Below are 26040 nucleotides of genomic sequence, written 5' to 3'. Positions count from 1 at the left end.
CGACCCGGGCCCCCGCCCCTTCCCCGCTCGCCTGCTGCGACGCTCCGTTCAGGTGTCCACCCTCTGACGAGAAGCCTCGTTCCACAGGGGGAGACATGCCCGAGGTGCGCTCCACCGGCGATGCCCGCATCCGCTTCGACGACGTCGGCGAGGGCGAGCCCACGCTGCTCTTCATCCCCGGCTGGTGCACGCGCCGGGAGGTCTTCGCGCCCCTGGTCCCCCTTTGCTCCGCGCGACACCGCATCCTCTGTGTCGACCTGCGGGGCCACGGCGACTCCGAGCAAGGCGAGGGCGACTTCGACAGCGGCACGGTGCTCGAGGACCTGAAGGCCGTGGTGGAGGCCAGCGGCGCGAAGCAGGTGGTGCCGGTGACGGTGTCCCACGCGGGCTTCTTCGGACTGGAGCTGCGCCGGGAGCTGGGCGCGGAGCGGGTTCCCCAGCTCGTCCTGCTGGACTGGATTGTCACCGAGCCGCCACCGCCCTTCCTCGCGACGCTGCGCGGCCTCATGTCGGAGCGCTGGGGACGCACGCGCGACGCGCTGTTCAAGGAGTGGACGCGCGGCGTGGAGCACGAGGACGTGCTGCGCGTCATCCACGAGGACATGCTCGAGTTCTCCGAGGAGATGTGGGCCCGCGCGGCGCGCGAAATCGCGGCGGCCTATGCCCGGGAGGGCTCGCCCCTGCGCGCGCTCGCGGGACTGAATCCGCCCACGCCCACGTTGCACCTGTACGCGCAACCGGACGCGCACGACTACCTGGAGACGCAGGTGGCCTTCGCAGTGCGGCACCCCTGGTTCCACGTCATGAAGCTCCCCGCCGTCAGCCACCTGCCCTCGCTGGAGGTGCCGGCGCTGGTGGCGACGGGAATCCAGGCCCTCGTCTCGGGGCGACACACCGCGGTCCAGACGGGGGACCTCTCCACCCCACGGTGAGCCCACTCCATCCCGAGGACGGGTTGACGACTTCCGCTCGCCTGTTTATAAGTTGGTCAAACAACCAATAAACAAGGCCACCATGCCCCGTCCGTCCAACACCGAGGAGCGCCGCCAGCAAATCGTCGCCGGCCTTTTGCGCGTGATGTCCGAGCGGGGCTACGAGCGGGCCTCGGTCAACGAAATCGCGAAGGCGGCGGGGCTGAGCCCGGGGCTGGTGCACTACCACTTCAGCGACAAGCAGGAGATTCTGCTCGTCCTGGTGGAGCAGCTCGCGGCGCGGGGCCGTGCGCGGGTGGCCGCGAAGCTCGCGAAGCTCGCGCCCGAGGACACCCGGGGCCGCGTGGACGCGTTCGTGGACGCGTTCCTCTCGCTGGGGCCCGACGCGGACACGAGCGCGGTCGCGGGCTGGGTCACCATCAGCGCGGAGGCCATCCGTCAGCCCGAGGTCCGCGCGGCCTATGAGCAGGTGGTGCGCGCGGACCTGGAGCAGTTGGAGTCGCTGGTCGCGGCGAGCGTGGGCAAGCGCAAGGCGCGGGCCCTGGCGGCGGGGCTCTTCGCGGCGGTGCAGGGCTACTTCGTGCTCTCGGCGAGCGCGCCGGGCCTGGTGCCCGCGGGTACGGCCGCGAACACCGTGAAGCGCATGGCCGCGGGTGTGCTGGATGGGGAGGAGGCATGAGCCCGCTCCTCCCACACTGGACCGGTGGCCGGGAACCCGGCGTTGCGCGATGCGACGACACCCATGCCACGGGGCCCACGCCCGTCGCGGCCCTCGCTCGGCGCATCGCGGCGACAGGCTGCCGCGACACGACGTCGCGCGATGCCATGTCCGCGCGGAGGCTCGCATGAGCGCCCTCCCAACCCCGCCCAGCGGGCGCGGACAACGCGAAGACACGCTCACCCCTTCGACGATGCTCCCTGGAGCGAGCCTCGTCGCGAGCCCCGACCTGGGCACGGTGACGAAGCTCGGGCTCCTGTCGAGCCTCTACCTCTCGCAGGGCCTGCCCTTCGGCTTCTTCACCCAGGCGCTCCCGGTGCTGCTGCGCCACCAGGGCCTGTCGCTGCCCGCCATCGGCCTGTCGCACCTGCTCGCGCTCCCATGGGCGCTGAAGTTCCTGTGGGCGCCGTACATGGACCGGCACGGCTCGGCGCGCTGGGGCCTCAGGCGCGGCTACATCCTCCCGCTCCAGTGCCTGAGCGCGGGCCTGCTGCTCTCGCTCGCGCTGCCCGACACCACCGTGAGCACGCAGGTCCTGTTCGCCGCGGTGCTCGGCGTCAACCTGCTCGCGGCCACGCAGGACGTGGCGACCGATGGACTCGCGGTGACGCTGCTCTCCCCTTCCGAGCGCGGCTGGGGCAACGGCGTGCAGGTAGCCGCCTACCGCGTGGGCATGATCCTGGGCGGCGGCGTGATGCTCGCGGTCTTCGATGCCGCGGGCTGGCGCCCCACCCTCGTGGCCCTCGGCCTCATGCTGCTCGTCGCCACCATCCCCGTGGCCCTCTATCGCGAGCCCCCCTCCGAGCCCCCGCCCCGCGTGAGCCTGGGCCTCGGCTGGTGGGTGCGGCGCCCGGGCGCGGGGACGTGGCTCGCCCTGCTCGTCGTCTACAAGGCCGGTGAAGCGCTGGCCACGGGCATGCTGCGCACCTTCCTGGTCGACCGGGGCCTGACGCTCACGGACATCGCGTGGTTGCTCGGAATCGTGGGCTTCACCGCGGGCCTGGTGGGCGCGCTCCTCGGCGGCAGCCTCGTGGTGAAGCTCGGACGCAAGCGGGCCCTGCTCCTGTTCGGCGTCATCCAGGCCACCGCCGTGCTCCTGTACGCGCTCGTCTCCAGCGGCACCGTGTCGGGCCTGCCCTGGCTCACCGCCGTCTGCGCCGTGGAGCACGTGGCCAGCGGCATGGCCACCGCCGCCGTCTTCACCGCGATGATGGACGTCTGCCGTCCCGACCACGCCGCCACCGACTACACCGTGCAGGCCTCGCTCGTCGTGCTCGCCACCGGCGCCGCTGCGGCCCTCAGCGGCTTCAGCGCACAGGCCCTCGGCTACACGGGCCACTTCCTCCTGGCCGCGGCCCTCTGCGTCGCGGGCACCCTCTTCGTCACCATCGCCTTCCCGAAGTCACAAGCGCTCACGCCCGGAACACCCGAGGTGTCGCCATGACCATCGCCGTCTACGCAGGCAGCTTCGACCCCGTCACCGCCGGGCACCTGTCCGTCGTCCGGCAGGCCGCGCGACTGTTCGGCCACGTCGTCGTCATCGTCGCCATCAACCCCGCGAAGAACACGCTCCTGTCCCCCGACGAGCGCGTCGCACTGGTGCGCGAGGCCGTGGCCCCCCACCCCAATGTCACCGTGGCGTGGACCGAGGGGCTCATCGTCGACTACGCGCGGGCCATCGGCGCCAGCGTCCTGCTCCGCGGCGTCCGGGGCGCGACCGACGCCCAGTTCGAGACGGAGCTCGCGCACAACAACCGCGTGCTCGCGCCCGAGCTCGCCACCCTCTTACTCCCCGCGGAAGCACACCTCGCCGAGGTGAGCAGCAGCGGCCTCAAGGCGCGCGTGCTCCGGGGCGAGGACGTTTCCGACTTCTGTCCTCCCGCCGTCGCGGCGAAGCTGCGCGAGCGTCTCCACCCGTCCCACCCGAGCCAGCCATGAGCATGACTTTCATCCCCCTGGGTGTCGGTGACGCCTTCTCCGCGCTCCACTACTCCTCGTGCCTGGCCGTGGAGGTCGAGGACCAGGTCCTCCTCATCGACTGTCCCCACCCCATCCGGAAGATGATGCGCGAGGCGTCACTGACGTCCGGCGTCCCGCTGGACGTGGACCGCGTCAGCGCCGTGGCCCTCACCCACCTGCACGCGGACCACTCCTCGGGCCTGGAGGGCCTGGGCTACTTCTCCTTCTTCATCCTGCGAAAGAAGCTGGAGCTGCTCGCGCACCCGGACGTCGCCGAGCGCCTGTGGGAAGGCCACCTGGCCGCGGGCATGGAGTGCCTCATCGAGAAGCGCGGCGAGGCCCCCAACCCCAAGCACTTCGAGGACTACTTCGAGCACACGCCCCTCTCCACCGAGTCGGCCGTGCGCCACGGGCCCTTCCTCATCGAGGCGCGGATGACGTACCACCACGTGCCCACCACCGCGCTGCGCATCCACGCCGGAGGCCGGTGCCTGGGCTACAGCGCGGACACCGCCTTCGACGAGGGCCTCATCGACTGGCTGTCGCGCGCGGACCTGGTCATCCACGAGACGAACTACGGCGTGCACACACCCTACGAGAAGCTCGCCGCGCTGCCGGAGGGACTGCGCGCCCGCATGCGCCTCATCCACTACCCGGACGACTTCGACACGGCCGCGAGCGTCATCGAGCCGCTCCAGCAGGGCCGCCGCTACACCGTGTGAGGAGCCTCCGGGCGCCCGATTCAAGCCGGGCGCCCGGGTGCCTCCTTCACGCGTTACTGCGAGAAGACGAGCAGCGAGTAGGGACCAATCGCGAAGGACGCGTTGTTGCCCATGCCGTCCTTGGCCCCGCTGTACGCCGTGGTGTTCGCCGACGCGGTGTTGCCGAAGTCACCCGAGTACCCGTTCCAGTCGCTGTTGAAGCGCAGGTACCAGGTGCCCGTGCGCGGGAAGCCGATGTTGTAGCTGGGGAAGTACGTCCCGCTGAAGTTGGCCACGATGATGACGTCATCGCCCGGGCCGCCGTTCTCCCACCGGTGGTAGGCAATCACCTTGCCGGAGTTGTTCACGTGGTGGACGTTGACGTTGCCGCCGCGCAGGCCGCGCGTGTTGTTGCTCCAATTGCGGCGCAGGCGGATGAGGTCGCGGTACAGGTTGTGGATGCCGCCGTAGGTGGAGAGCTTGCCCCAGTCCACCGGATCTCCGTCCGCGAAGAAGCCATCCTCCAGAATCTCCTGGCCCTGGAAGATCATCGGGATGCCCGGCGACGTCATGGTGATGCCCGCGGCCAGCGTGGAGCGCTTCTTCGCCGCCCAGCTCCCCGCGTTGCCCGGCCAGATCTCCTCCGGCACGCGGGCATGGCCGTTGGCCACCTCGTCGTGGCTCTCCGAGTAGATGATGCGCGCGTGCGAGCGCCCGCTGAAGCGCTGGGTGATCGCGTCCCGCACCGCGTTCATGTTCCGGTTGGCGTCGTTCTGCTCGATGACCGCCGCGCGGATGGGGTGCACGAACTCCGCGGTCCACTGCGCGTCGAAGCCCGCGCCGCCCGCGAAATCGCTCGTCGCGTCGTTGGTGATGGAGTCTCCGCCACCGAAGTCCTCCGCGATGGAGATCTTCCAGGGCTTGTTCGCGTTGATCTCCCGGTTGACCGAGCGGAACACCTGCCACGCCGACGAGATGTCGCCCGAGCCGTCGATGGTGCGCATGTACTTCGTCGCGTCCCAGCGCAGGCCGTCGCCGCGGAAGTTGTCGAGCAGGTTCATCATCGAGTCGCGGATGTACGCGCGCACCTCGGCGCGGCCGTAGTCCGGGCGCGTGTCTCCCCACGGCGTGGACTTGCGGTTGTCGGTGAAGAAGTACTCACCGCCGTTGCCCAGGCAGTCACCGCTGAAGCACCACATGGGCAGGTCGCTCGGTCCCCAGTGGTTGTGCACCACGTCGAAGATGACGCCGATGCCCCGGTAGTGCGCCTCGTCCACGAAGCGCTTCATGTCGTTGGGCGAGCCGTACGCGCTCTCCGGCGCGAACGGGAAGGCCACGTTGTAGCCCCAGGAGAAGTCGCCGGCGAACTCGTACGCCGGCATCACCTTCACCATGTTGATGCCCAAATCCCGCAGGTAGTCGAGCTTCGCGATGGCGCTGGTCCAGTTGCCCGGCCCCCAGCCCGGAGAGTCGTGGAACGTGCCCACGTGCATCTCGTAGATGACCATCTCGTTGAAGCCCGGCGTGCTGTACTGCTGCGCGTTCCACCAGTACTCGCCCTGGTCGTAGATGATGCTGGCGCCCGTGGAGTTCTCCTGCCACGCCGAGCGCGGGTCCGCGCGCCACGCGTCGTTGCCCCACGCGTTGCGCGTGACGAACTTGTACTTCTGGCCCTTCACCGCGCCCGCCACGTCGCCGGAGAAGTTGCCGTTACCCTCGCCGCCCAGCTCCACCCATCCCCAGCCGCTGAAGTCGCCCGCGACGAAGACCTTCTGCGCCAGCGGCGCCCACGTGCGGAACGTCACGCCACCCGAGTAGACGGTGGCCCCCATGCCCGGACGACTCGACGGGCCGAGCCGCTGAACGACCTCCGCTGTCTCCTCGCCGGAGCGCTGCTGATTCTCGAGCGCGCTCTCGCCGCAGCCCAACAAGCCGGCCAACAGCAGCGCGCTCCACGTGTTGTGTCGCATGGTGACGACCTCCCTAGGGTTGTTCAGGGCGGGTCCTAGCAATCGCAGTGAAGTACGGGCAAACCGGCTTCATCAGATTTCTGTAACTTTCACCCATGACACACTGCGGCGGTTTTCCTGGCTGTCCTGGGATGGTCGTGACTCAGGGGCCTGAGGTGAAGGCGGGTGTGCTCGCGTTCGTCGCGTGAGTGCGCTACTCCGGCGAGCCCGGCGCCGTGCGGGCGCCCCTGGAGAACGACTCGCGATGACGACGACGACAGCGCTGGCCCGACGTGGGGCCCTGCTCCTGCCGCTCGCGCTGCTCCTGACGCTGGCCCCGGGCCTCGGCCGGGGCGCGGCGCCCGCGGGCACCACGCGCCTGACGTTGCTCCACCTGGCGGACGTGTACCAGGTGCAGCCCCAGCAGGAGCACGGGGGCCGGGGCGGCCTCGCGCGGGTGGCCACGCTGCGCAAGCGGGTGCTGAGCGAGTCGCCTGCCCCGCACGTGCTGACGCTCCTGGGCGGCGACACGCTGTCCCCGTCGGTGGAGTCGCTGCTGGAGGTGGACGGCAAGGCACTCAAGGGCCGGCACATGGTGGACGCGTGGAACGCGCTCGGGCTGGACGTGGCGGTGCTGGGCAACCACGAGTTCGACTTCGGCGACGACGTGCTGAAGGAGCGCATCCGCCAGTCGCGCTTCACCTGGCTGGGCGCCAACGTCGTCGACGCGAAGACGGGCGCGCTGTTCGAGGGCGTCAAGGCGTACGAGGTGCGGGAGCTGGGTGGCGTCCGCGTGGGCCTGTTCGGCGTGGTGCTGCCGGAGACGAAGACTTCGACGAAGGCCGGGCCCGACACGCTGTTCACCGACTTCTGCCAGGCGGCGCGGGAGGCGGTGGCGAAGCTGCGCGAGGAGGGGGCGCAGGTGGTGGTGGGCCTGACGCACCTGGAGCTGGCGCAGGACCGGAAGCTGGCGAGGTGCGTGAAGGTCGACGCCATCCTCGGAGGGCATGACCACGTGGGCGCCAATGACCGCACCACCGGCACGCCCATCTTCAAGGTGCCCGCGGACGCGCTGGAGCTGGGCCGGCTCACGCTGGACGTGGACACGGCCACGGGCAAGGTGCGCAAGCTGTCCTGGGCGCGGCTGCCCGTCACGAAGAAGGTGCCCGAGGACGCGGAGTTCAACGCGGCCATGAAGCCCTACGAGGCGCTGTTCGCCAGGCTCGCGGAGCCGGTGGGCAGGACGCCCGTGGCGCTCGACGCCCGCGGCACGCAGGTGCGCTCGCGCGAGACGAACCTGGGCTCGCTCGTCGCGGACATCTTCCGCGAGGCGGCCGGCGCCGAGGTGGCCTTCGTCAACGGGGGCGCGCTGCGCGCCGACACCATCCTCCCCGCCGGCACGCTCACGCGCAGGGACCTGCACGCGCTGATGCCCTACACCGACGAGCTGGTGGTGGTGGAGATTCCCGGCGCCACGCTGCGCGCCGCGCTGGAGAACGGCGTCAGCCTGAGCCGCGAGGACGCGCGCCCCGGCCGCTTCCTCCAGGTCTCCGGCATGCGCTTCACCTTCGACGCACGCAAGCCGCCGGGCTCGCGCGTCGTCGACGTGAAGGTGAACGGCAAGCCGCTCGACGACACGGCCACGTACCGGCTCGCCACGCTGAGCTTCCTCACCAGCGGGAAGGACGGCTACGACATGCTCAAGGGGCTGCCCTCCACGCCCGCGATGAAGGACGGGCGCACGCCGCTGGACCTGCTCGCGCAGGCGCTGCACTCGGGCAAGCCCGCGCCGCGCGCGAAGGCCGAGGGCCGCATCGTCCGGCTGGATGGCGCGACGCTCTCACACGACGCGCGCCGACCCTCGCCTCCCCTGAAATAAACCCCGGGCGGAATTCGCGCGCCCTCGCATCCACTTCCCGACAATCTGACCCCCCGAAACCTGGGTGGATTTGGCCCCGTGTCTGGCGATGAACGCGAGGGATTGCTCCACTCGCGCGCCGGCGGAGCGCCCCCGTCGCATCTTCCGACTCGGCCAGCTTGTTTCCGGGAGCGCCCCCAGCCCACCCCCACCCGGGAGCGCCCATGGCCGAGTTGGAGACATTCCGTTTGCCGCACGTCGTGAGTGGAAGTGAAGCCGATGTCGCGCTCGGGCTCGCGATGATTCGAGCCTGGCGACGCGACGGCATCTTCCAGATTCGCATGAGCCCCGCGCAGGCGGACAAGGCCCGTCACGCCTTCGAGCTGAGCCGGCGCTTCTTCCGCCAGCCCTTGGAGGAGAAGCAGCGCTGCGTGAGTGACTCGACGTACTCGGGCTACGTCGCCTCCGGCGAGGAGCTGACCGCGGGCGAGGCCGACTACTCGGAGGTCTTCACCGTCTGCAAGGACGTGCCCCTCACCGACGCGCGCGTGCACTCCGGCTGGCCCTGCCATGGCCCGGCGCCCTGGCCGGACGAGGCCTATCGGCTGGGCATGACGGCGCACACCGAGGAGCTCGGCTCCGCGGGCGAGCGGCTCCTGCGGCTCACCGCGCTGGGACTGGGCCTGGACATCGACGCGCTCACCGCGCTGACGAAGGACGGCTGGCATCACATGCGCGTGCTGCGCTTTCCCGCACGCTCTCCCGCAACGACGCGAGGCATCGGCGCGCACACGGACTACGGCATGCTCGTCATCGCCGCGCAGGACGACGTGGGCGGCCTGTGGGTCCGCCCGCCCGTCGAGGGCGAGCCGCGCAAGCGCAACTGGCTGCAGGGCGAGAGTTCCGCGGGCATGTACGAGCACGACGAGCCGTGGACCTTCGTGAAGCCCGTCCCCGACGTGCTGACGGTGTTCCCCGGAGACATCCTGCAGTTCCTCACGCGGGGCTATCTGCTGTCGACGCCGCACAAGGTGGTGCTCGCCTCACACGAGCGCTTCGCGATGGCGTACTTCCACGAGCCCCACTTCGAGGCCTGCGTCCGCCCGCTGAAGGACCCCACGCGCGACGAGTTCATCCACTACGGCACGCACTTCACGCACATGTTCATGCGCTGCTACCCGGACCGCGTCACCACCCAGCGCATCCTCGACGAGGACCGGCTGACGACGCTCGCGTGGCTGCGGGAGGAGGCCGTCCAGCGCACCGCCCCCGTGGAAGAGGTGCCTCGACGACTCGCCGCGGGCTGACACGTCAGGGCGAAGTCCAACCCCGGAGCCGGTAGACGACGCGCCCCGCGAGCTCCCGGAGCACGTCCGTGCTCTGCGACAGCGCTCCGGCGCGGGGCAGCCACCCGAGCCGGCCCATGCGGAAGGCCGGCATCCTCGCGTCCACCGGCAGCGTGTCCGGGCGCAGGCCCACCGCGGCGAAGCACCCCTGCGCCCGGGGCATGTGGGCCGCGCTCGTCACCAGCAGCAGCCGCTTCCAGCCGCGCTCCTGGATGATGCGCGCGGACTCCACCGCGTTCTCGCGCGTGTTGCGGCTCTGGCCCTCGGTGACGATGCGCTCGGCGGGGATGCCCCAGTCCTGGAGCATGCGCGAGAGCACGTCCGCCTCCACCACCGCCGTGGGGCGCGGGTCCAGCGAGCCGCCGGAGATGAGCACGAAGCGGGCGTGTCCCTCGCGCATCAAGTCATAGCCCCGGAGGATGCGCTCCGGCGCGGCGTTGAACTCGAGCCGCCCCGAGCGCTCCATCGCGGAGGGGTCCAGTCCTCCGCCCAGGACGATGACGGCGTCGTAGGGCTCGCCGGGCTGGAACGTGTCGTGGGCCCCCTCCTCCACCTGGTACGTCAAGAGCGTGGACATCGCCTCGGTGGAGAAGACGTAGAGCACCCCGAGCCCCGCGACGAGGAGCCCTCGGGCGAGCGCGGGGCGCAGCCGGGGCAGCCGGCTCACGAGGATGAGCAGCAGCGCCCAGGTGAGCGGCGCCAGGAACAGGTCCAGCACCTTCGAGAGGAACAGGAACACGGAGTGTCCGTCAGCGCTCGCCCCAGTGGAGCTTCTGCCGGAGGATGGAGAAGTAGGCCACGCGCGGGTTTCGCACCAGGTTGACCCGGTTGGCCGAGCGCACCACCTCGATGCAGTCACCGCCCTGCAGGCCGTGGCCCGTCTGGCCGTCCAGCGTCAGGTACGTGTCGGCCGTCTCGCTGCGCAGGGTGATGCGGATGGTGCGGTCGGCGGGCACGACGATGGAGCGCTGGGTGAGCGCGTGCGAGCAGATGGGCGAGAGCACCGTGCAGTCCACGGACGGATGGACGATGGGGCCGCCGGCGGACAGCGAGTACGCGGTGGAGCCCGTGGGCGTGGCGAGGATGACGCCGTCCGCCTTGTACGTGGTGATGGGCACGCCATCGATGGAGGTCTCGTGGTCGGCGATGCGCGCCAGCGCGCCCTTGTTGATGACCACGTCGTTGAGGATTTCGTCCTCGATGAGCACGCGTCCGCCGCGAATCAGCCGGCAGGTGAGCTTCATGCGGGAGTCCACCTGGAAGCGGCCCGCGAGCACTTCCTCCAGCGTGGTGAACAGCTCCTCGACGGGGACCTCCGTCATGAAGCCCAGGCTGCCCAGGTTGACGCCGAGGATGGGCACCCCGCGTCCGCCGAGCAGCCGCGCCGCGTAGATGAGGGTGCCGTCCCCGCCGAGCACCACCGTGAGGTCCGCGCGCGCCGCCAGCTCGCGGTCCTCCACCCGGGGCCAGCCCAGCTCGTGGGCCAGGGAGCGGTCTCCCAGGATGGTGAGGTGCGGGTAGGTCTCGCGGATGCGGGACGCCAGGGCCACCGCCTCGGGGTTGTCCTTCTTCGCGACGATGACGAGGGTCTGCACGCAGCCTGCTTCATAATCCAGCCAGGCGCCCGGGCGCTCCCCTGAATTGTCGAAGGTCCCGCCCACCGGACAGACGCCCCGGCGTGCCCGCCTCCGGGGCGCTAGCTTTGAGGGGTCCATGGACCTCTTCGAACACGCGGGACAGAAGGAGCAGGCCCGCCGGGCGCCCCTCGCCGAGCGCATGCGGCCGCGCGCCCTGGATGAGTTCGTCGGTCAGGAGCACCTCACGGGCGAGGGCCGGTTCCTGCGTCGGGCGCTGGAGGCGGACCAAGTCCCGAGCCTCATCCTCTGGGGGCCTCCCGGCACGGGCAAGACGACGCTCGCCTGGCTGGTGGCGCGCTCGACGGGCGCCGCGTTCGATTCGGTGTCGGCGGTGCTCGCGGGGGTGAAGGACATCCGCGAGACGGTGGCGCGGGCGCAGGAGCGCTGGAACCTGCATCGCCAGCGGACGTTCCTGTTCATCGACGAAATCCACCGCTTCAACAAGGCGCAGCAGGACGCGCTGCTGCCCCACGTGGAGAAGGGCACGGTGACGCTCATCGGCGCCACGACGGAGAACCCCTCGTTCGAGGTGAACGCGGCGCTCCTGTCGCGCTGCCGGGTCGTCACGCTGCGCGGGTTGGAGGACGAGGAGCTGGTGGCGCTCCTGCGTCGGGCGCTCTTGGACACGCGCGGGTTGGGAGGACGGGTGACGGCGGACGACGACGCGCTGGAGTTCCTGGCGGCGTCGGCGGGCGGGGATGCGCGCAAGGCGTTGACGGGGCTGGAGGTGGCCGCGGCGCATGCGGGGGCGCACGTGGACCGCAAGGCCGCAGAGGAGGCGCTCCAACAGAAGACGCTGCTGTACGACAAGGGCGGCGAGGAGCACTACAACGTCATCAGCGCCTTCATCAAATCGATGCGCGGCAGTGACGTGGATGGGGCGCTGTACTGGATGGCGCGGATGCTGGAGGCGGGCGAGGACCCCATCTTCCTGTTCCGGCGCATGGTCATCTTCGCGTCGGAGGACATCGGCAACGCGGACCCGCGCGCGCTGAGCGTGGCGGTGGACGCGCTGAGGGCGTTCCAGTTGGTGGGCCTGCCGGAGGGCACGCTGCCGCTCACGCAGGCCGTCACGTACCTGGCGCTGGCGCCCAAGTCGAACGCGGTGCTGACGGCGTACACGTCCGCGCGCGAGGCCGTGACGAAGGAGGGCGCGCTGCCCGTGCCGATGCACCTGCGCAACGCGCCCACGAAGCTGATGAAGTCGCTGGGCTACGGCGGCGGCTACAAGTACCCGCACAACTTCGAGGGCAACTACGTCCCCGAGGACTACCTGCCCGACGAGCTGCGCTCACGGAGCTTCTACACGCCGACTCGCAACGGCGAGGAGGCGCGACTGGCGGAGCGGTACGAGGACATCCAGCGCCAGCTCGCGGAGAGGACACGCGAACCGGGCGAAGACGAAGGGTGAGGCCTCTCGTAACGAACAGGCGCCGGTGAGGGAGTCCCTCACCAGCGCCAGGAGTTCATCCAGTTCGTCCCGTCGCGACTACGACGCGGCCTCGAGCGGCTCAGCGCCCTCGTCGTCCTTGAGGACGCGCGGCTTCATGGAGCGGCCCGCCACCTCGTACTGCTTGAGCAGCCGGCGGAAGTTGGAGCGGTCCACGCCCGCGGCGCGCGCCGCGCTGGAGACGTTCTGGTTGTTCTTCTCCAGGAGCGCCGACAGGTAGCGCCGCTCGAACGCCCGCATCGCCAGACGCTTGGCCTGCGCGTACGGCAGGTGCGCCAGGCTGAACACCTCCACCGCCGAGTCGGCCTGAGGCGCCGACTGGAAGCCGGGCGGCAAATCCTCCACGTCGATGACGTCATTGCCCGTCAGCACCACCGCGCGCTCGATGACGTTCTCCAGCTCGCGCACGTTGCCCGTCCAACGGTTGCAGGTCAGGGCCTCCATCGCGCGCGGGGAGATGCCCGTCACCTTCTTGTCCGCCTTGGACGCGTACAGCTTCAGGAAGTGGTGCGCCAGCAGCGGCACGTCCTGCGGACGGTCCCGCAGCGGCGGCAGGTCGATGGTGATGACGTTGAGCCGGTAGAACAGGTCCTCGCGGAACTTGCCCTGCTCCTTCGCCCGCGACAGGTCCACGTGCGTGGCCGCGATGACGCGCACGTCCACCTTCACCGGCTCGTTGGCGCCCACCCGCTTGACCTCGCCCTCCTGGAGGACGCGGAGCAGACGCACCTGGGTCGCCGGCGGCACGTCGCCAATCTCGTCCAGGAAGATGGTGCCGCCGTCGGCCGCCTCGAACAGGCCCTTCTTGTTGCCCGTGGCGCCCGTGAAGCTGCCCTTCACGTGGCCGAACAGCTCGCTCTCCAGCAGCGTCTCCGTCAGCGCCGAGCAGTTCACCGCGACGAACGGCTTGTCCTTGCGCGAGCTGCGGTAGTGGATGGCGCGCGCCACCAGCTCCTTGCCCGTGCCGCTCTCACCCTGGATGAGCACCGTGGCCGTGGAGTGGCTCACCGTCTCCACCAGCTTGAACACCGAGCGCATCTGCGGCGACTGGCCGATGAGGTCCTCGAACTGGCTGCGCACGGTGAGCGCCTCTTCCAGCGCGCGGGTGCGGTCCTTGAGCGCCTTGCGCTCGGCCGCCTTGGCCACCGTGAGGCTCACCTCGTCGATGTTCTCGAACGGCTTGGTGAGGTAGTCGTACGCGCCCGCCTTCACCGCCTCCACCGCCGTCTCCACGGTGGCGAAGGCCGTCATCATGATGACCTCCACGTCCGGACGCTCGGCCTTGATGCCGCGGAGCAGGTCCATGCCGGACAGGTTCGGCATCTTGATGTCCAGGACGACGACGTCGATGGTCGGGTCCTTGGCCGCCGTCAGACCTTCCACCGCGTCATCAATGGCCACCACCGGGTGGCCCTCGCGCTGGAGAATCTGCGTCACGGCCTTGAGGACGACCGAATCGTCATCCACGACGAGGACTTTGGCGCGCTTGACTTGGTTCACGGCAACCTCTCGAGCTGCAGGGGAATGGGCAGGAAGACGGTGAAACGGGAGCCGGCGCCCACCTGGGTGTCGACGTGGAAGCTGCCCCCGTGGTCCTGGACGATGCGGTACGCGATGGACAGGCCCAGCCCGGTGCCTTCACCGGGGGGTTTGGTGGTGAAGGAGGGCTCGAAGATGCGCGGCAGGTGCTTCTCCTCGATGCCGCACCCCGTGTCGGTCACCGCGAAGAAGCAGCGGTCACCCTCACGGCCCGTCTCCAGCTTGAGCTGGCCTACACGCTCTGGAAGCGCCTGCAGGCCGTTCTGCAGCAGGTTCAACACCACCTGCGCGAGCGTGCCCGGGTCGCCATAAACCTTCGGAAGCCCGTCCTTCAAATCGAGCGACAGCTCCGCGCGCGGCGTCGTCTTCAGCTGCGCCCGGAAGAGCACCGCCGCGTCCTCCACGCACCGCGACAAGTCGAACAGCCGCCGGTCCTCCACGCGGCTGTGTCGGCTGAACTTCAGCAGGCTCTCGACGATGCGCTTGCACCGCAGCGCGCTCTCTTCAATCAGCCCCAGGGACTCCAGGTCCGCGTCGCTGCGGCCCGCGTCGCGGGACATGAGCTGGGCGAAGGCCAGGATGCCCCCCAGCGGATTGTTGATTTCATGCGCCACGCCCCCCGCCAGCTGCCCCACCGCCGCCATCTTCTCCGTCTCGATGAGCCGGCGCGTCATCGCCTGCTCCTCGGTGACGTCGCGATAGGTGCACACCACCCGCTCGTCCCCCGCCATGGGGTAGGCGGCCACCACGTACGTCCTGCCCCCCTGCTGCACCTCTCCGCGCGCGCCCTTGCCGCTCTCCATCGCCGCCGGCAGCGGGCAGCCCGTGCACGGCTCGTTGCGACCGAAGAGATACCGGTAGCAGGCCATGTCGGACGGAATCTGCTCGATGGAGCGCCCCGCCACGTGCGCGTACGCCAGGTTCGCCCGCCGCACCGCGAAGTCGCGCCCGCGCACCACGCACAGCGGCGTCTCCATGCAGTCGAACGACAGCTCCCACTCGCGCTTGGCCTGGCTGAGCATCCGCGTGCGCTGGGCGACGCGCTCCTCCAGGTCCGCGTTGAGCAGCTTCAGCTCCGCGTTCTGCGCCGTCGTCACCCGGTACAGCCGCTCGTTCTCCGCCTGCAGCGCGTACTGCTCGAACGCGCTCTTCACCGTCAGCACCAGGTGGCTGTCGTTCCAGGGCTTGGAGATGAAGCGGAAGATCTCCGAGCGGTTGATGGCCTCCTCAATCGCCTGCTGGTCCGCCTGGCCGGTGAGCATGATGCGCTGGGCGCGCGGCTCCTGCTGCTTCACCCGGGTGAGGAACTCCACCCCGTTCATGCCCGGCATCCGGAAGTCGGAGATGACGACCTCGGGGCGGAACGCCTCCACCGTGCGCAGCGCCTGCTCCGCGTCCGTCGCCGTCTCGATGTCCCAGTCCCCCCGGCGCAGCACCCGCCGGATGGACTTGAGGATGTTCTCCTCGTCGTCCACGAGCAGCAGCCGCCCGCGCGGCGCTGCTTCCGTCTGAGTAATCTGTGCGGCGAGGGGGCCCATGGGATTCTTTCCGTCCCATGACATTTGCAATGTGTCTGCCAGCCGGTGGGGCGTCGCAAACCCATGGAATCACGGGATGATTCGACTCCCCGACAATCGAGGAGCGGGGTCATCCTAGACTCCCCCCATCCTTATGGGTCAACAACACCCCAGGGTCTTTGACCCAGGTCACTCGCCCTGCGAGGGATTGGGCGGCAACAGGGGCATTTGAGAGTGGAGACAGACCCTGTCCCTGCCCTCCGCCTTGGCCCGGTAGAGGGCCTCGTCGGCGGTGAGCAGCAGCTGCTCGGGGCTGAGGACGGTGCGGTGGGGGAAGCTGGAGAGGCCCAGCGACGCCGTCACCCGGAGCGAGCCCTGGGGCCCTACCTGCAGGGTCGCCAAATCCTTGCGCACACGCTCCGCCACGGTGAGCGCGCCCGTCAGGTGGGTGCGCGGCAGCAGGACGGCGAACTCCTCGCCTCCGTAGCGGGCCACCAGGTCCGTCTCCCGCACGCTCTGCTGGAGCGCCGCCGCCACCTCTCTCAGGACGCCGTCCCCCGTGGTGTGGCCATGCCTGTCGTTGACCTGCTTGAAGTGGTCCAGGTCCATGAGGATGAGCGACAGCGGGTCGTCGTAGCGCTGGGCCCGGCGGAACTCCTCGCGCAGCCGCTCCTGGAAGTGGCGGTGGTTGTGGACCCCCGTCAGCCCGTCCGTCGAGGACAGCCGCTGCAGCTCACCCACCTGGTTGGATAGTTGCGAAAATCGGGCGTGGACCGTCAGGCACCGGGCCACCCGCGCCCGTAATTCTTCCACATCCCATGGGTCGAACATGACCTCGGCGCCGCGGGTGAGCGCCTCCAGCCAAGACTCGCGAGGTTCCCGGGGGGTCAGAACCATCACCGGAGGACCTGGCGGGCCCTCCTGGCCCAGCAGCTTGTCGAGCCAGTCACCGGTGACCTGTCTTCCGCCCACCCACACCACCAGGTCCACCTCCCTCGCCAGCCGGCCCACCTCCGGGCCCGGGGAAATCAGACGGAGGCAGTAGTCCTCCGGACCGAGGGCCCTCGCGAGGCGGGCCAGGGTTGACTCCGCTTCATCCACCACCAGCAGGGTATGAGGCCTAGAGGTCACAGTGTCCCCGTAAAATGGTGATTCCACGGTAGCACAGGGGTGTTCGCGAGTGGGAGCCCCCTGATTGATTTAGGACCCGGGCCTTGCTACCGAGCCGCCCGGAATCCCCTTCTCCGAGCATCGAGGTCCGTCGTGGCCAAGTACCCCAGCATCAGCCTCTTCCTCCCCGCATGGAACGAGGAGGACTACGTGGAGCGGGCGGTGAGTCGGGCGCTGGAGGCGCTGCCGCAGCTGACGGACGACTTCGAGATCATCGTGGTCAACGACGCGTCGACGGACCGCACGCAGGAGATTGCGGAAGGGATGGCGAAGCGGATTCCGCAGCTGCGGGTCATCAACCATCCGGTGAACCTGAAGCTGGGTGGGGCGATGCGCACGGGGCTGGCGGCGTCGACCAAGGACATCGTCGTCTACTCGGACATCGACCTGCCGTGGGACCTGCGGGAGCTGGAGCGCTCGCTGCACCTGATGGACTACCTGGAGGCGGACATGATCTGCGCCTTCCGGTTCGACCGCACGAGCGAGGGCCCCAAGCGCATCGTCTACTCGTTCGTCTACAACATGCTCATCCGGGCGCTGTTCGACATCCAGATCAAGGACGTCAACTTCAGCTTCAAGGTGATGCACCGGCGGGTGCTGGAGTCGATGGAGCTGAAGAGCCAGGGCTCGTTCATCGACGCGGAGCTGGTGGTGAAGGCCATCCGCAAGGGCTTCCGCGTGTTCCAGATGGGCGTGGACTACTTCCCGCGCACGCGTGGCGTGTCCACGCTGGCCTCGCCGTCGGTCATCGTGAAGATGGTGAAGGAGCTGGTGAAGCTCTACCCGGAGACGCGCACGCCCGCGCCGCCGTCGCAGCCGGTGCGCCTGCCGCCGTCGGTGCAGCCGCTGCGCACCGCGAACAGCCGCTCGGCGCGGGGCTGAGTCGTCCGTGAGCACGCGGCCCCGGCGCCTCATCGTCAACGCGGATGACCTGGGGCTGCACCCGTCCCTGGACGCGGGCATCCTCCGCGCGAACCGCGAGGGAATCGTCACCAGCGCCACGCTGCTCGCCATGGGGCCGACCGCGCCCGAGGCCGCGGCGCGTGCGCGCGGGCAAGGGCTCGCGGTGGGGTTGCACCTGGCGCTGTCGACGCGGCTGGAGCCCGCGGCGGGCGCCCACCGGGTCCCCACGGTGGCGCCTGACGGGCGGCTGCGTGCGAGCTGGGCGGAGTTCGCGAAGGCGTGGCTGACGGGCAAGGTGCGGCGCGCGGAGGTGGAGCTGGAGCTGGAGTCGCAGCTTCGGCGCGCGCGGGAGCTGGGCGTGGTGGTGGACCACCTGGATGGACACCAGCACCTGCACCTGCTGCCCGGCATCCGGCCGATGGTCGAGGCGATGGCCGCGCGGGAGCGGCTCCCCGTGCGCTGGCCGGACGCCCTGCCCCGCGCGCGGTGGCTGCGCACGCCGGGCCCCGCGCTGAAGGCGACGCTGCTCACGGTGCTGGCGCGCACGGCGCCCCGGGCTCGGCACGGCGTGCGTAGGGTGAGCGCGGGCGGCGTGTTCGAGGCGGGCCGGTTGGATGAGGCCGCGCTGCTGGCGGTGCTGGACGCGATGCCGGCGGGAGACTTCGAGGTGGGCTGTCACCCTGGCGAGGGCACACCGCAGGTGCCCGAGGACCCGGCGTGGACCTACGGCTGGCAGGCGGAGCTGGAGGCGCTCACGAGTGCCCGCGTGAAGGCGCAGCTCGCCGAGCGAGGCATCCAGCTCCACTCCTACGGGACGCTCGCTTCCGCGACGTAGAGCACGTGCGATGGCGTGGATGCCCCGCGCCTCCGCTGCGCATGGTTGCGCGCGTTGCAGCCACCTCGCATGAGCAACACGCGCCTCGGTGCGATGGCGCTCTACGGCTCGGCGTATTCACCTCGCCCCTGTGCCCGCCGAGGGGACTCCGCCTCTGCGGACGTAGCGCCCACAGGACGTAGTGGCGCCCGACGCCACGACGCCACCACCGCGCGCACCGTGAGGCCCCAGCGACTACGGAGCACTCGCCTCCGCGACGTAGAGCACGTGCGGTGTGGTGTAGCCACGTCCCAGGTCCACCACCTCGCGCACCGTGAAGCCCGCGTCCTCCAAGAGCGCTCGCATCGCCGAGCGAGGCTTGAGCACCATTCCTCCGCTCGCCTTCGTGCGCCCCAGGAGCGACACCATCACCCACTCCTGCGCCAGCGCCTTGCGGTGCTTCCAGGAGCCATCCCCCTCCACCTCCTTCAACAACAAGCGGCCGCCAGGGCGCAGCAGCCCGCGCGCCGTGCGCAGGAAGCCGGGCCACTTCTCCTCGGGCAACAGGTAGAGCACGTCGCACACCACCGCCGCCTCGCACGTCCCCGGCAGCGCGGGCGCCAGCACCTCCTCCAACGTCCCCTCCGCGAGCTTCACCCGCGGCAGCCCCGCGAGCGCCTCGCGCGCCCACCCCACCTTGCGCGGGTCCGGATCCACCGCGTGCACCTCGCGCTTCGGGTCCGACAGCGCCAAGAGCGCGGACAACAACCCGTGTCCACAGCCGATGTCCGCCACCGTGCCACCGGCGGGCATGCGCTCCACCACCGCGAGCAGCGGCGCCGAGGACGCACGCGCATGCACATGGAACCGCTCGGCCGCGGGCAGCCGGGAGTACAACGCGAGGGCCTCGTCGAGGAGCGTGCTCATGAGATGTAGTAGTCCGCGCCGAACGCCCACGACAACACGAGCAACGACACCGCGCCCACCGCCAGCGCCCCCTGGAGCACGCGCGGCCGCTCACGCAAGAGCATCGCCCCCGTCAGGAACACGGGGAACGACGACAGCAGATACCGCCCCATCCCCATGAAGTCCTTCGTGGACCACGCGGGCAGCCCGACGATGGCCAGCACGTAGACGGCGTACCCCCACCCGAGCAGCTTGCGCGTGGGCCACACCAGCGCGAGCGCCAGAAGCGTGAAGAACGCGTGTGCCGCCAGCCGGAACGCCTCGCGCTTGTCGGTGGGGTTGAGCACCACGTGCTCGAACCACGACACCTTCAGCCACGTCCTCCACCCCGGCGTCTGCGCCCACCCCGCCGCGCCCTGCACCTTCACGAAGGCGAACGGGTCTCCGAACTGGTGCCACAGGTAGAGCATGTAGCAGCCGAACCCCACCCCCGAGAGCACCGGCAGGAAGTCCACCGCGGTCCACTTCTCGCCCCGCGCGTGCTTCCACTCGAGCCTGCGAACCAGGAGTCCCAGCACCACCGCGGGCGCCACGGGCCGTGCCGCCGTGGCCACCGCCGCCACCAGCACCGCCGGCCCCAGGTGCCCCTTCTCCAGGAGCACGAAGGACGTCACCACCAGCAGGACGAACAGCGCGTCCGAATACATGGCCCCGTAGAAGTACATCGTGAACGGGTACATCGCCATCAAGAGGCCCGCCTTGAGCGCGGTGTCCTCGTCCGCGAGCAGCCTGGCCCAGCGCGTGAACATCACCAGCGCCAGCGGGCCACACAGCAGCGTGATGAGCACCCCCGCCTGATAAACGTTGGGCCCCAGGGTCTCCACCGCGCGGATGAGCAGCGGGTAGAGCGGGAAGAAGGCCACCGAGCTCTGCTCGCCCGGCGTGTACTGGTAGCCGTCCTGCGCGATGCGCATGTACCAGCTCGAATCCCACGCCACCCAGCCCATGGTGACGTACTCGTCGAGCCGCACGACGGGGTTCTGCGGATTCTTGTGGAAGTAGCGCCACGCCCCGGCCGCGGCGGCGGCGCTGCAGAGCAGGACGGCGACCAGGACGACCAGGGCGATGGTGCGAGACGCGGAGCGGGCCATTCGGCCGGCAGGCTGGTCCCAGAACGCCGCCCCGGTCAAGCACCGGAGCGGCGGGAACCCACGCCTCAGCGCGGGTAGAACGTCTTGCCTTCCTTGACCATCTCCACCAGGAGCGGCGCGGGCGTGAAGCGCTCACCCAGCTTGTCCTGGTAGTGCTCCAGCTTGCGCAGCACCTCCGAGAGCCCCCGCGCGTCCGCGTAGTGGAACGGACCGCCGAGGAACGGCGGGAAGCCCAGGCCGAAGATGGCCCCCACGTCGCCGTCGCGCGCGCTGCGGAGGATGCCCTCGCCCAGGCACCGGATGGCCTCGTTCACCATCTGCAGCACCAACCGCTCCGCCATCTCCGAGGCGTCGAAGCCCTTGCGCTCCTTGCCGTGCGGCAACAGGCCATAGACGGTGGGGTCCACCTCTTTCTTCTTCCCGTTCTCGTAGAGGTAGAAGCCCTTCTGGCTCTTGCGGCCCAGTCGGCCGTCGGCCACCACGCCATCCAGCGCCTTGGGCGCCACCATGCGCTTGCCGAAGGCCGCCTCCATCATGGGGCTGACCTTGTGGGCCACGTCGATGCCCACCTCGTCCAGCAGCGTCATCGGCCCCACCGGGAAGCCGAACTCCACCAGCGCCTTGTCCAGGGCGGCGATGTCCGCGCCCTCGGCCAGCAGGTACGCCGCCTCGTTCAGGTACGGCGCGAGGATGCGCGAGGTGTAGAAGCCCGGCCCGTCGTTGACGACGATGACCGTCTTGCCCTGCTTGCGCCCCACCTCCACGCACGTGGCCGTCACCTGGTCCGCCGTGCCCGCGTGGGTGATGATCTCCAACAGCGGCATCTTGTTGACCGGGCTGAAGTAATGCATGCCGATGACCTGGGCGGGCCGCTTGCTGCCCTTGGCCAGCTCGGTAATCGGGATGCTGGAGGTGTTGGACGCGAAGATGGCGTCGGGCCCGGTGACGGCCTCCACCTCCGCGAGGATGCGGTGCTTGAGCTTCAGGTCCTCGAACACCGCCTCGATGACCAGGTCCGCCGACTTGAAGCCGCTGTAGTCGGTGCCCGCGGTGATTCGCGCCTGCTTCGCCGCCGCCTCGCGCCAGGTGAGCGAGCGCTTCTTCACGCGCTCATCCAGGATGCCCTGCACCTGCTTGAGCGCGCGCGCCACACCCGCGTCGTCCTTGTCCTTCACCCGCACCTGCGCGCCCTGCAGCACGCCGGCCACGTAGGCGATGCCGCCGCCCATCAGCCCGCCGCCCAGCACCGCGACCTTCTTCACCTCGCGCGGCTTCACGCTCGCGTCCGACGTGCCGTTCTCCTTCTTCAGCGCCGTCGTCGCGAAGAACACCTCCACCAGCCGCTTGGAGACGTCCGACATCACCAGCTCGCCGAACGCCTTCGCCTCGGCCGCGAGCCCCGCCTCGCGCCCGGACTCCAGGCCCGTGCGCACCACCCGCAGGGCCTTCTCCGGAGCGGGGTACTTGCCGCGCGTCTTCTTGAGCAGCTGCTTCCGGGCCGCATCGAACAGGACCTTGCGCCCCAGCGGGTTGTCCTCGAACGCCACCTCCGCCCACAGCTCCTTGTTCGCCAGTCCCTGGAAGAAGCCCGCGAGCCCCTTCTTCTTCCCCACCGACTTCAGGCCCTGGCCGTGCGCGCGCACCGGCTTGAGCGTGCCCGCCGCCAGCTCCCTCGCGCGCTGCACCGCGATGGCGCGCAGGATGGGCACCGGCACCACCTCGTCGACGATGCCCAGCTTGCGAGCCTTCGCCGGCTTCACGTTCTTGCCCGTGAGGATGAGGTCCAGCGCCGCCTGCGCGCCGATGAGCGCGGGCAGCCGCTGCGTCCCGCCCGCGCCCGGAAGCAGGCCCAGCTGCACCTCCGGCAGGCCGAGCGTCGTCTTCGGGCTGTCCGTGGCGATGCGGTAGTGGCACGCCAGCGCCCACTCCAGCCCGCCGCCCAGACACGCGCCGTGGATGGCAGCCACGACAGGCTTGGGGAAGGCCTCCAGCCGGTCGAACCCCGCCTGCCCCTGCTGGCTCATCGCGGTGGCCTCCTCCGCCGTCTTCAGCGTCTGGAGGTAGTCAATCTTCGCCCCGGCGACGAAGCTGTCCTTCTTGCCGGAGATGAACACCAGGGCCTTCACGTCGGCCTCGCGCTCCGCCTCGTCCAGCAGCCGGGAGAACGCCGCGCCCACCTCCGGGCTCAGCGTGTTCACGGCGGAGTCCGGCAGGTCGAACGTGACGACGGCGACGCCGTCCTCGACCTGGAGGGAGAAGCCCTGCTTCGCCTGAAGCTCTTCGAGTTGGATGGCCATCACGCACGCTCCAGGACCACCACGGCGCCCAGGCCGCCGGCGGCGCAGACGGTGCACATCACCGTGTTCTTGTTCCGACGCTTCAGCTCGTTGAGGGCCTGCGTGACGATGCGCGCCCCCGTCGCCCCGAAGGGATGACCGATGGCGATGGAGCCGCCCGTCACGTTCAGCCGCTCGCGGTCCACCTCCCCCACCGGCTCCGCCCAGCCCGCCTTCTTCGCGAAGCTCTTCGACGCCAGCGCCTGGAGGTTGCTCGCCACCTGCGCGGCGAACGCCTCGTGCATCTCGACGAGGTCGATGTCCGACAGCTTCAGCCCCGCGCGCGCCAGCGCCGTGGGCACCGCGTACACCGGGCCCTGCAACAGCTGGTCGCCCGGGTCCGTGGCCGCGTACGCATACGAGCGCAGGTAGCCCAGGGGCTCGTAGCCCAGCTCCCGCGCCCGCTCCTCGCTCATGAGCAACAGCGCCGCCGCGCCGTCCGTCAGCGGCGACGCGTTGCCCGCCGTCACCGTGCCGTACTTCCGGTCGAACACCGGCTTGAGCTTGCCCAGCGCCTCCAGGCTGGTGTCCTCGCGGATGATGTTGTCGCGCGTGGCCGTCTGCTCGTACTTCGGCGGCACCGACACGTGCATCACCTCGTCGTCGAAGCGGCCGTCCTTCCACGCCGCCGCCGCGTTCTTGTGCGACGAAAGCGCGATGCGGTCCTGCTCCTCGCGGGAGATGCCGTTCTCCTTCGCCATCTTCTCCGCGCTCTCCCCCATGGACAGGCCCGTGGAGTACTCGGCGATGGCGGGCGGCACGGGCACCAAATCTTGCGCCTTGAGCTTCTGGAAGGGCTTGAGCTTCTCGCCCAGCGAGCGCCCCTTGGACGCCGCCGCCAGCGCGTGCGCCAGGGGCCGGCTGGTGAACACCGGCGGGTCCGACATCGCCTCGGTGCCCCCGGCGATGGCCACGTCCGAGTAGCCCAGCGCAATCGCGTTGCCCGCCGTCGTCAGCGCCTGGATGGACGTCGCGCACGCGCGCGTCACCGTGGCCGCTTCAATCTTGAGCGGCAGCCCCGCCGCGATGACCACCTCGCGCGCGATGGACGGCCCCGTCAGCGTCGGAATCACCTGCCCGAAGACGAGCTGGTCGATGACGTTCGGGTCCAGGTCCGAGCGCTGCACCAGCTCCTGGACCACCATCCGTCCCAGGTCCAGCGCGGTGAGCCCGGAGAACACCGTGCCCGCCTTCACGAACGGCGTCCGCAGCCCCCGGACGATGGCCACCCTCCGGTGACTGTTGCGCTTCTGGCTTGCCATGTGTGCCTCACCCTCCTGGACGTCGAGTGGGGCACTTCTAATGAGCGCTGATGCGGCGCGTCAACCCTCTGTTGATTCAAGAGTCAATCCGCGAGCACTTGGCGCGCTCCCTCCTCCAGCGAGGGAGCCACGGGGCGGAGGGGGTGAGGCCTCCGCCCCGTGTGCTTCGGTCGTCCCTCACTCACGCGAGGGACACGCCTTCGCTACTTCTTTCCGTCGGCCTGCGGTCCCAGGACGATGTCGAAGCGGACACCGCCCGCCTCCTCGACCTTGTCGGGCTGCTCGGGGCTGGCCGAGTGCTGCACCACCTCGACGGCGAAGCGGCCCTGCTCCACGGCGGTGCCCTGCGAGACGAAGCGCACGTTGACGTGGTGCGCGCCGTCCGGGTCCAGCCACAGGCCGTCCAGCCGGGCGCCCTGCGGATTGACGATGCGCACGGTCTGCTCGCCCACCACCTCGAAGCCCTGGCCCTCGTGGCCCCAGCGGTCCCACAGCTCGGAGGGCAGCGTGACGAGCACCTGTCCACGCTCCAGGAAGGACGGCAGGTCCACGTCGCCGTTGCGGATCTCCAGGTGCGCCAGGCTCGGCCTGTCGCGCAGCAGGTTGCGCACGCGGAAGTCGAAGTCACGCACGGGCGCGAAGGGCGACAGGTTGACGACGTTGACGTTCTTCCACGCCAGGTTGTTGTTCCAGCGCGTGTTGTTGAGCGTGTTGGAGTTGGTCGCCTCCACCAGCGTCATCGGGTCCTGCGAGGACACCCAGCGCGTCAGCAGGCAGTAGTGGCCCGGCGCCGGCACGCCGTTCCACGGCACCATCACCTCCACGTTGGCGCCCGGGGCGATGCCCGCCACGGAGATGGAGCCGATGGGCGCCCAGTCCATGGGCCACAGCGCCGCGCCACCCGAGCCCGTGTAGTAGACGTGCAGCGTGCCGCTGGCCGTGTTGCCCACGGGTACGAGCGGGCCGTTGTTGCGCAGCGTGACGTAGACGTAGTTCGTCTGGCCGAACTCCGGGTTCTGGTGGCCCACGCAGCCGGCGTTCTGGCACACGCGGATGTCCGGGCTCACCCAGATGGGGTCCACCGTCGGCGTGTTGCCGAAGTCGCCGCCGTTGTCCTTCGAGTACACGTCCACGCGGCACTGCGTGACGACGAGCGTGACGAAGTCCACCGCCGAGTCATCCTGGGCGAAGACGTCCACGAAGCCCTGCGCGTTGAGGGTGGGGATGAGGTTCACGCCGCCGGGCAGCGCGGCCAGGTTCAGCGAGACGGTGCCGGAGCCGTAGAGCGGGATGCCCAGGCTCGCCAGCGACGCGCCCCAGCCCGTGGCCAGCTGCGTGCCCGCGGGCCCCATGAAGAGCAGGCCCATGGAGTCGTTGGTGTCACCGTTGCGCACCACCATGCGCAGCGTGGCGCCACAGATGGGGCCCAGCCGGCGCAGGTTGGTGAAGGTGGTGGCGAACCACCGGTCGATGCTCATGTCGTCGAACGGACGCGAGCCGGGATAGGTGTAGTTCGCGGCGATGTAGTTGAGCATGCCCGTGCTGGGCGACACCGCCTCGGTCGGCGCGGCGAAGTTGTCCGCGATGCCGTGGGTGAAGGTCTGCGCGCGCGCGGCGCCGCCCCAGGTGACAGCCAGGAGGGCGAGCATGCTGAAGACGGTGCTGAAGTGGACTCGGGGATGAGGCGAAGACATGGAGCTCCTCGGGGTGTGGCGGGTTCGGCCGCGCCAGGCCACGTCGGAGAACTCCAGGTCGAGAAGAAGGAAGGGCGCGCCGCGGCCGGCCACTGAGCAACCGCCATGCCCTCCCGTCCGTCAGAGGATGACGCGCCGCTCGAGGACCTCGCGGCGAGACATTCCACGCCACAGTCCGAGCGGACTGTGGCGTGTCCG

21 protein-coding genes are annotated in these 26040 nt (G+C 69.9%); 10 read left to right on the top strand and 11 right to left on the bottom strand.

The features are described from left to right. Nucleotides 1–95 precede the first annotated feature (95 nt). The 5 genes from VZQ01_RS31690 (at nt 96) to VZQ01_RS31670 (ending at nt 4331) form a co-directional block, all read left to right on the top strand. A complete protein-coding gene (locus tag VZQ01_RS31690) occupies nt 96–932 on the top strand; it encodes an alpha/beta fold hydrolase (RefSeq protein ID WP_223781940.1) in 837 nt (278 codons plus the stop codon). Nucleotides 933–1014: 82 nt separating this feature from the next. Then, nucleotides 1015–1611 (top strand): TetR/AcrR family transcriptional regulator, encoded by a 597-nt coding sequence (locus VZQ01_RS31685; protein WP_223745351.1) that lies wholly within the window; start codon nt 1015–1017, stop codon nt 1609–1611. A 166-nt stretch (nt 1612–1777) separates the two neighbouring features. Continuing rightward, entirely contained in the window at nt 1778–3094 is a 1317-nt protein-coding gene (locus VZQ01_RS31680) for an MFS transporter (protein WP_426745502.1), read from the top strand. After that, nucleotides 3091–3588 (top strand): pantetheine-phosphate adenylyltransferase, encoded by a 498-nt coding sequence (gene coaD, locus VZQ01_RS31675; protein ID WP_426745501.1) that lies wholly within the window; start codon nt 3091–3093, stop codon nt 3586–3588. The genes VZQ01_RS31680 and coaD overlap by 4 nt, the downstream gene beginning before the upstream one ends. Then, nucleotides 3585–4331, top strand: a complete 747-nt coding sequence (locus tag VZQ01_RS31670) for an MBL fold metallo-hydrolase (protein WP_223781937.1) — start codon at nt 3585–3587, stop codon at nt 4329–4331. Before coaD ends, VZQ01_RS31670 begins: the two co-directional genes overlap by 4 nt. 53 nt (nt 4332–4384) lie before the next feature. On the opposite strand, the gene VZQ01_RS31665 is transcribed toward VZQ01_RS31670, so the two are convergent. Next, nucleotides 4385–6280 (bottom strand): alpha-amylase family glycosyl hydrolase, encoded by a 1896-nt coding sequence (locus VZQ01_RS31665; RefSeq protein ID WP_426745500.1) that lies wholly within the window; start codon nt 6278–6280, stop codon nt 4385–4387. Nucleotides 6281–6524: 244 nt separating this feature from the next. Here VZQ01_RS31665 and VZQ01_RS31660 point away from each other — a divergent pair, with 244 nt between their 5' ends. Continuing rightward, nucleotides 6525–8138 carry a bifunctional metallophosphatase/5'-nucleotidase gene (locus VZQ01_RS31660; protein WP_426745499.1) on the top strand — a complete coding sequence of 538 codons (1614 nt, stop codon included), beginning with the start codon at nt 6525–6527 and terminating at the stop codon, nt 8136–8138. 227 nt (nt 8139–8365) lie between these two features. Then, nucleotides 8366–9424: a 2-oxoglutarate and iron-dependent oxygenase domain-containing protein gene (locus VZQ01_RS31655; RefSeq protein ID WP_426745498.1), complete on the top strand. Its 1059-nt coding sequence runs from the start codon at nt 8366–8368 to the stop codon at nt 9422–9424. A 4-nt stretch (nt 9425–9428) separates the two neighbouring features. Here the strand turns inward: VZQ01_RS31655 and VZQ01_RS31650 are convergent, their stop codons facing one another. Beyond that, nucleotides 9429–10202: a YdcF family protein gene (locus VZQ01_RS31650; RefSeq protein WP_267700027.1), complete on the bottom strand. Its 774-nt coding sequence runs from the start codon at nt 10200–10202 to the stop codon at nt 9429–9431. A 10-nt stretch (nt 10203–10212) separates the two neighbouring features. After that, nucleotides 10213–11058, bottom strand: a complete 846-nt coding sequence (locus VZQ01_RS31645) for an NAD(+)/NADH kinase (protein WP_223745343.1) — start codon at nt 11056–11058, stop codon at nt 10213–10215. Between the two features lie 118 nt (nt 11059–11176). Between VZQ01_RS31645 and VZQ01_RS31640 the strand changes: the two genes are divergently transcribed. Then, nucleotides 11177–12511, top strand: coding sequence for a replication-associated recombination protein A (locus tag VZQ01_RS31640; protein ID WP_426745497.1), 1335 nt, complete (start codon nt 11177–11179; stop codon nt 12509–12511). 78 nt (nt 12512–12589) lie between these two features. Here VZQ01_RS31640 and VZQ01_RS31635 read toward each other — a convergent pair whose 3' ends face one another. The 3 genes from VZQ01_RS31635 to VZQ01_RS31625 all read right to left on the bottom strand — a co-directional run bounded on the left by VZQ01_RS31635 (nt 12590) and on the right by VZQ01_RS31625 (nt 16347). Beyond that, complete coding sequence (locus tag VZQ01_RS31635; protein ID WP_141322903.1) at nt 12590–14050, bottom strand: sigma-54-dependent transcriptional regulator; 1461 nt, start codon at nt 14048–14050, stop codon at nt 12590–12592. Continuing rightward, nucleotides 14047–15627 (bottom strand): ATP-binding protein, encoded by a 1581-nt coding sequence (locus tag VZQ01_RS31630; RefSeq protein WP_141322904.1) that lies wholly within the window; start codon nt 15625–15627, stop codon nt 14047–14049. Before VZQ01_RS31630 ends, VZQ01_RS31635 begins: the two co-directional genes overlap by 4 nt. Nucleotides 15628–15795: 168 nt before the next feature. Continuing rightward, nucleotides 15796–16347, bottom strand: a complete 552-nt coding sequence (locus tag VZQ01_RS31625) for a GGDEF domain-containing protein (protein ID WP_408889622.1) — start codon at nt 16345–16347, stop codon at nt 15796–15798. Nucleotides 16348–16869: 522 nt separating this feature from the next. On the opposite strand from VZQ01_RS31625, the gene VZQ01_RS31620 reads away from it, so the two are divergent. Further along, nucleotides 16870–17658: a glycosyltransferase family 2 protein gene (locus VZQ01_RS31620; protein WP_141322906.1), complete on the top strand. Its 789-nt coding sequence runs from the start codon at nt 16870–16872 to the stop codon at nt 17656–17658. A 7-nt stretch (nt 17659–17665) separates the two neighbouring features. Continuing rightward, on the top strand, nt 17666–18514 hold the full coding sequence (locus VZQ01_RS31615; protein WP_426745496.1) for a ChbG/HpnK family deacetylase: 849 nt from the start codon (nt 17666–17668) through the stop codon (nt 18512–18514). A gap of 234 nt (nt 18515–18748) precedes the next feature. On the opposite strand, the gene VZQ01_RS31610 is transcribed toward VZQ01_RS31615, so the two are convergent. The 5 genes from VZQ01_RS31610 to VZQ01_RS31590 all read right to left on the bottom strand — a co-directional run bounded on the left by VZQ01_RS31610 (nt 18749) and on the right by VZQ01_RS31590 (nt 25842). Beyond that, nucleotides 18749–19420, bottom strand: coding sequence for a methyltransferase domain-containing protein (locus VZQ01_RS31610; protein ID WP_223781930.1), 672 nt, complete (start codon nt 19418–19420; stop codon nt 18749–18751). Beyond that, nucleotides 19417–20550 carry a mannosyltransferase family protein gene (locus VZQ01_RS31605; RefSeq protein ID WP_141322909.1) on the bottom strand — a complete coding sequence of 378 codons (1134 nt, stop codon included), beginning with the start codon at nt 20548–20550 and terminating at the stop codon, nt 19417–19419. Before VZQ01_RS31605 ends, VZQ01_RS31610 begins: the two co-directional genes overlap by 4 nt. 65 nt (nt 20551–20615) lie before the next feature. Further along, nucleotides 20616–22847, bottom strand: coding sequence for a fatty acid oxidation complex subunit alpha FadJ (fadJ, locus tag VZQ01_RS31600; protein ID WP_426745495.1), 2232 nt, complete (start codon nt 22845–22847; stop codon nt 20616–20618). After that, the gene (fadI, locus tag VZQ01_RS31595) at nt 22847–24148 is read right to left on the bottom strand and encodes an acetyl-CoA C-acyltransferase FadI (RefSeq protein WP_223781928.1); all 1302 of its coding nucleotides are present in this window, start codon (nt 24146–24148) and stop codon (nt 22847–22849) included. The genes fadJ and fadI overlap by 1 nt, the downstream gene beginning before the upstream one ends. A gap of 203 nt (nt 24149–24351) precedes the next feature. Then, a complete protein-coding gene (locus tag VZQ01_RS31590; RefSeq protein WP_223745335.1) occupies nt 24352–25842 on the bottom strand; it encodes a hypothetical protein in 1491 nt (496 codons plus the stop codon). Nucleotides 25843–26040 lie beyond the last annotated feature (198 nt).

The sequence above is a fragment of the Myxococcus faecalis genome, from assembly GCF_050039385.1.
In the GTDB taxonomy this organism is placed as follows: domain Bacteria; phylum Myxococcota; class Myxococcia; order Myxococcales; family Myxococcaceae; genus Myxococcus; species Myxococcus fulvus.
The sequence above is the reverse complement of the archived record's forward strand: the minus strand, read 5'-3'. Positions and strand labels throughout refer to the sequence as shown.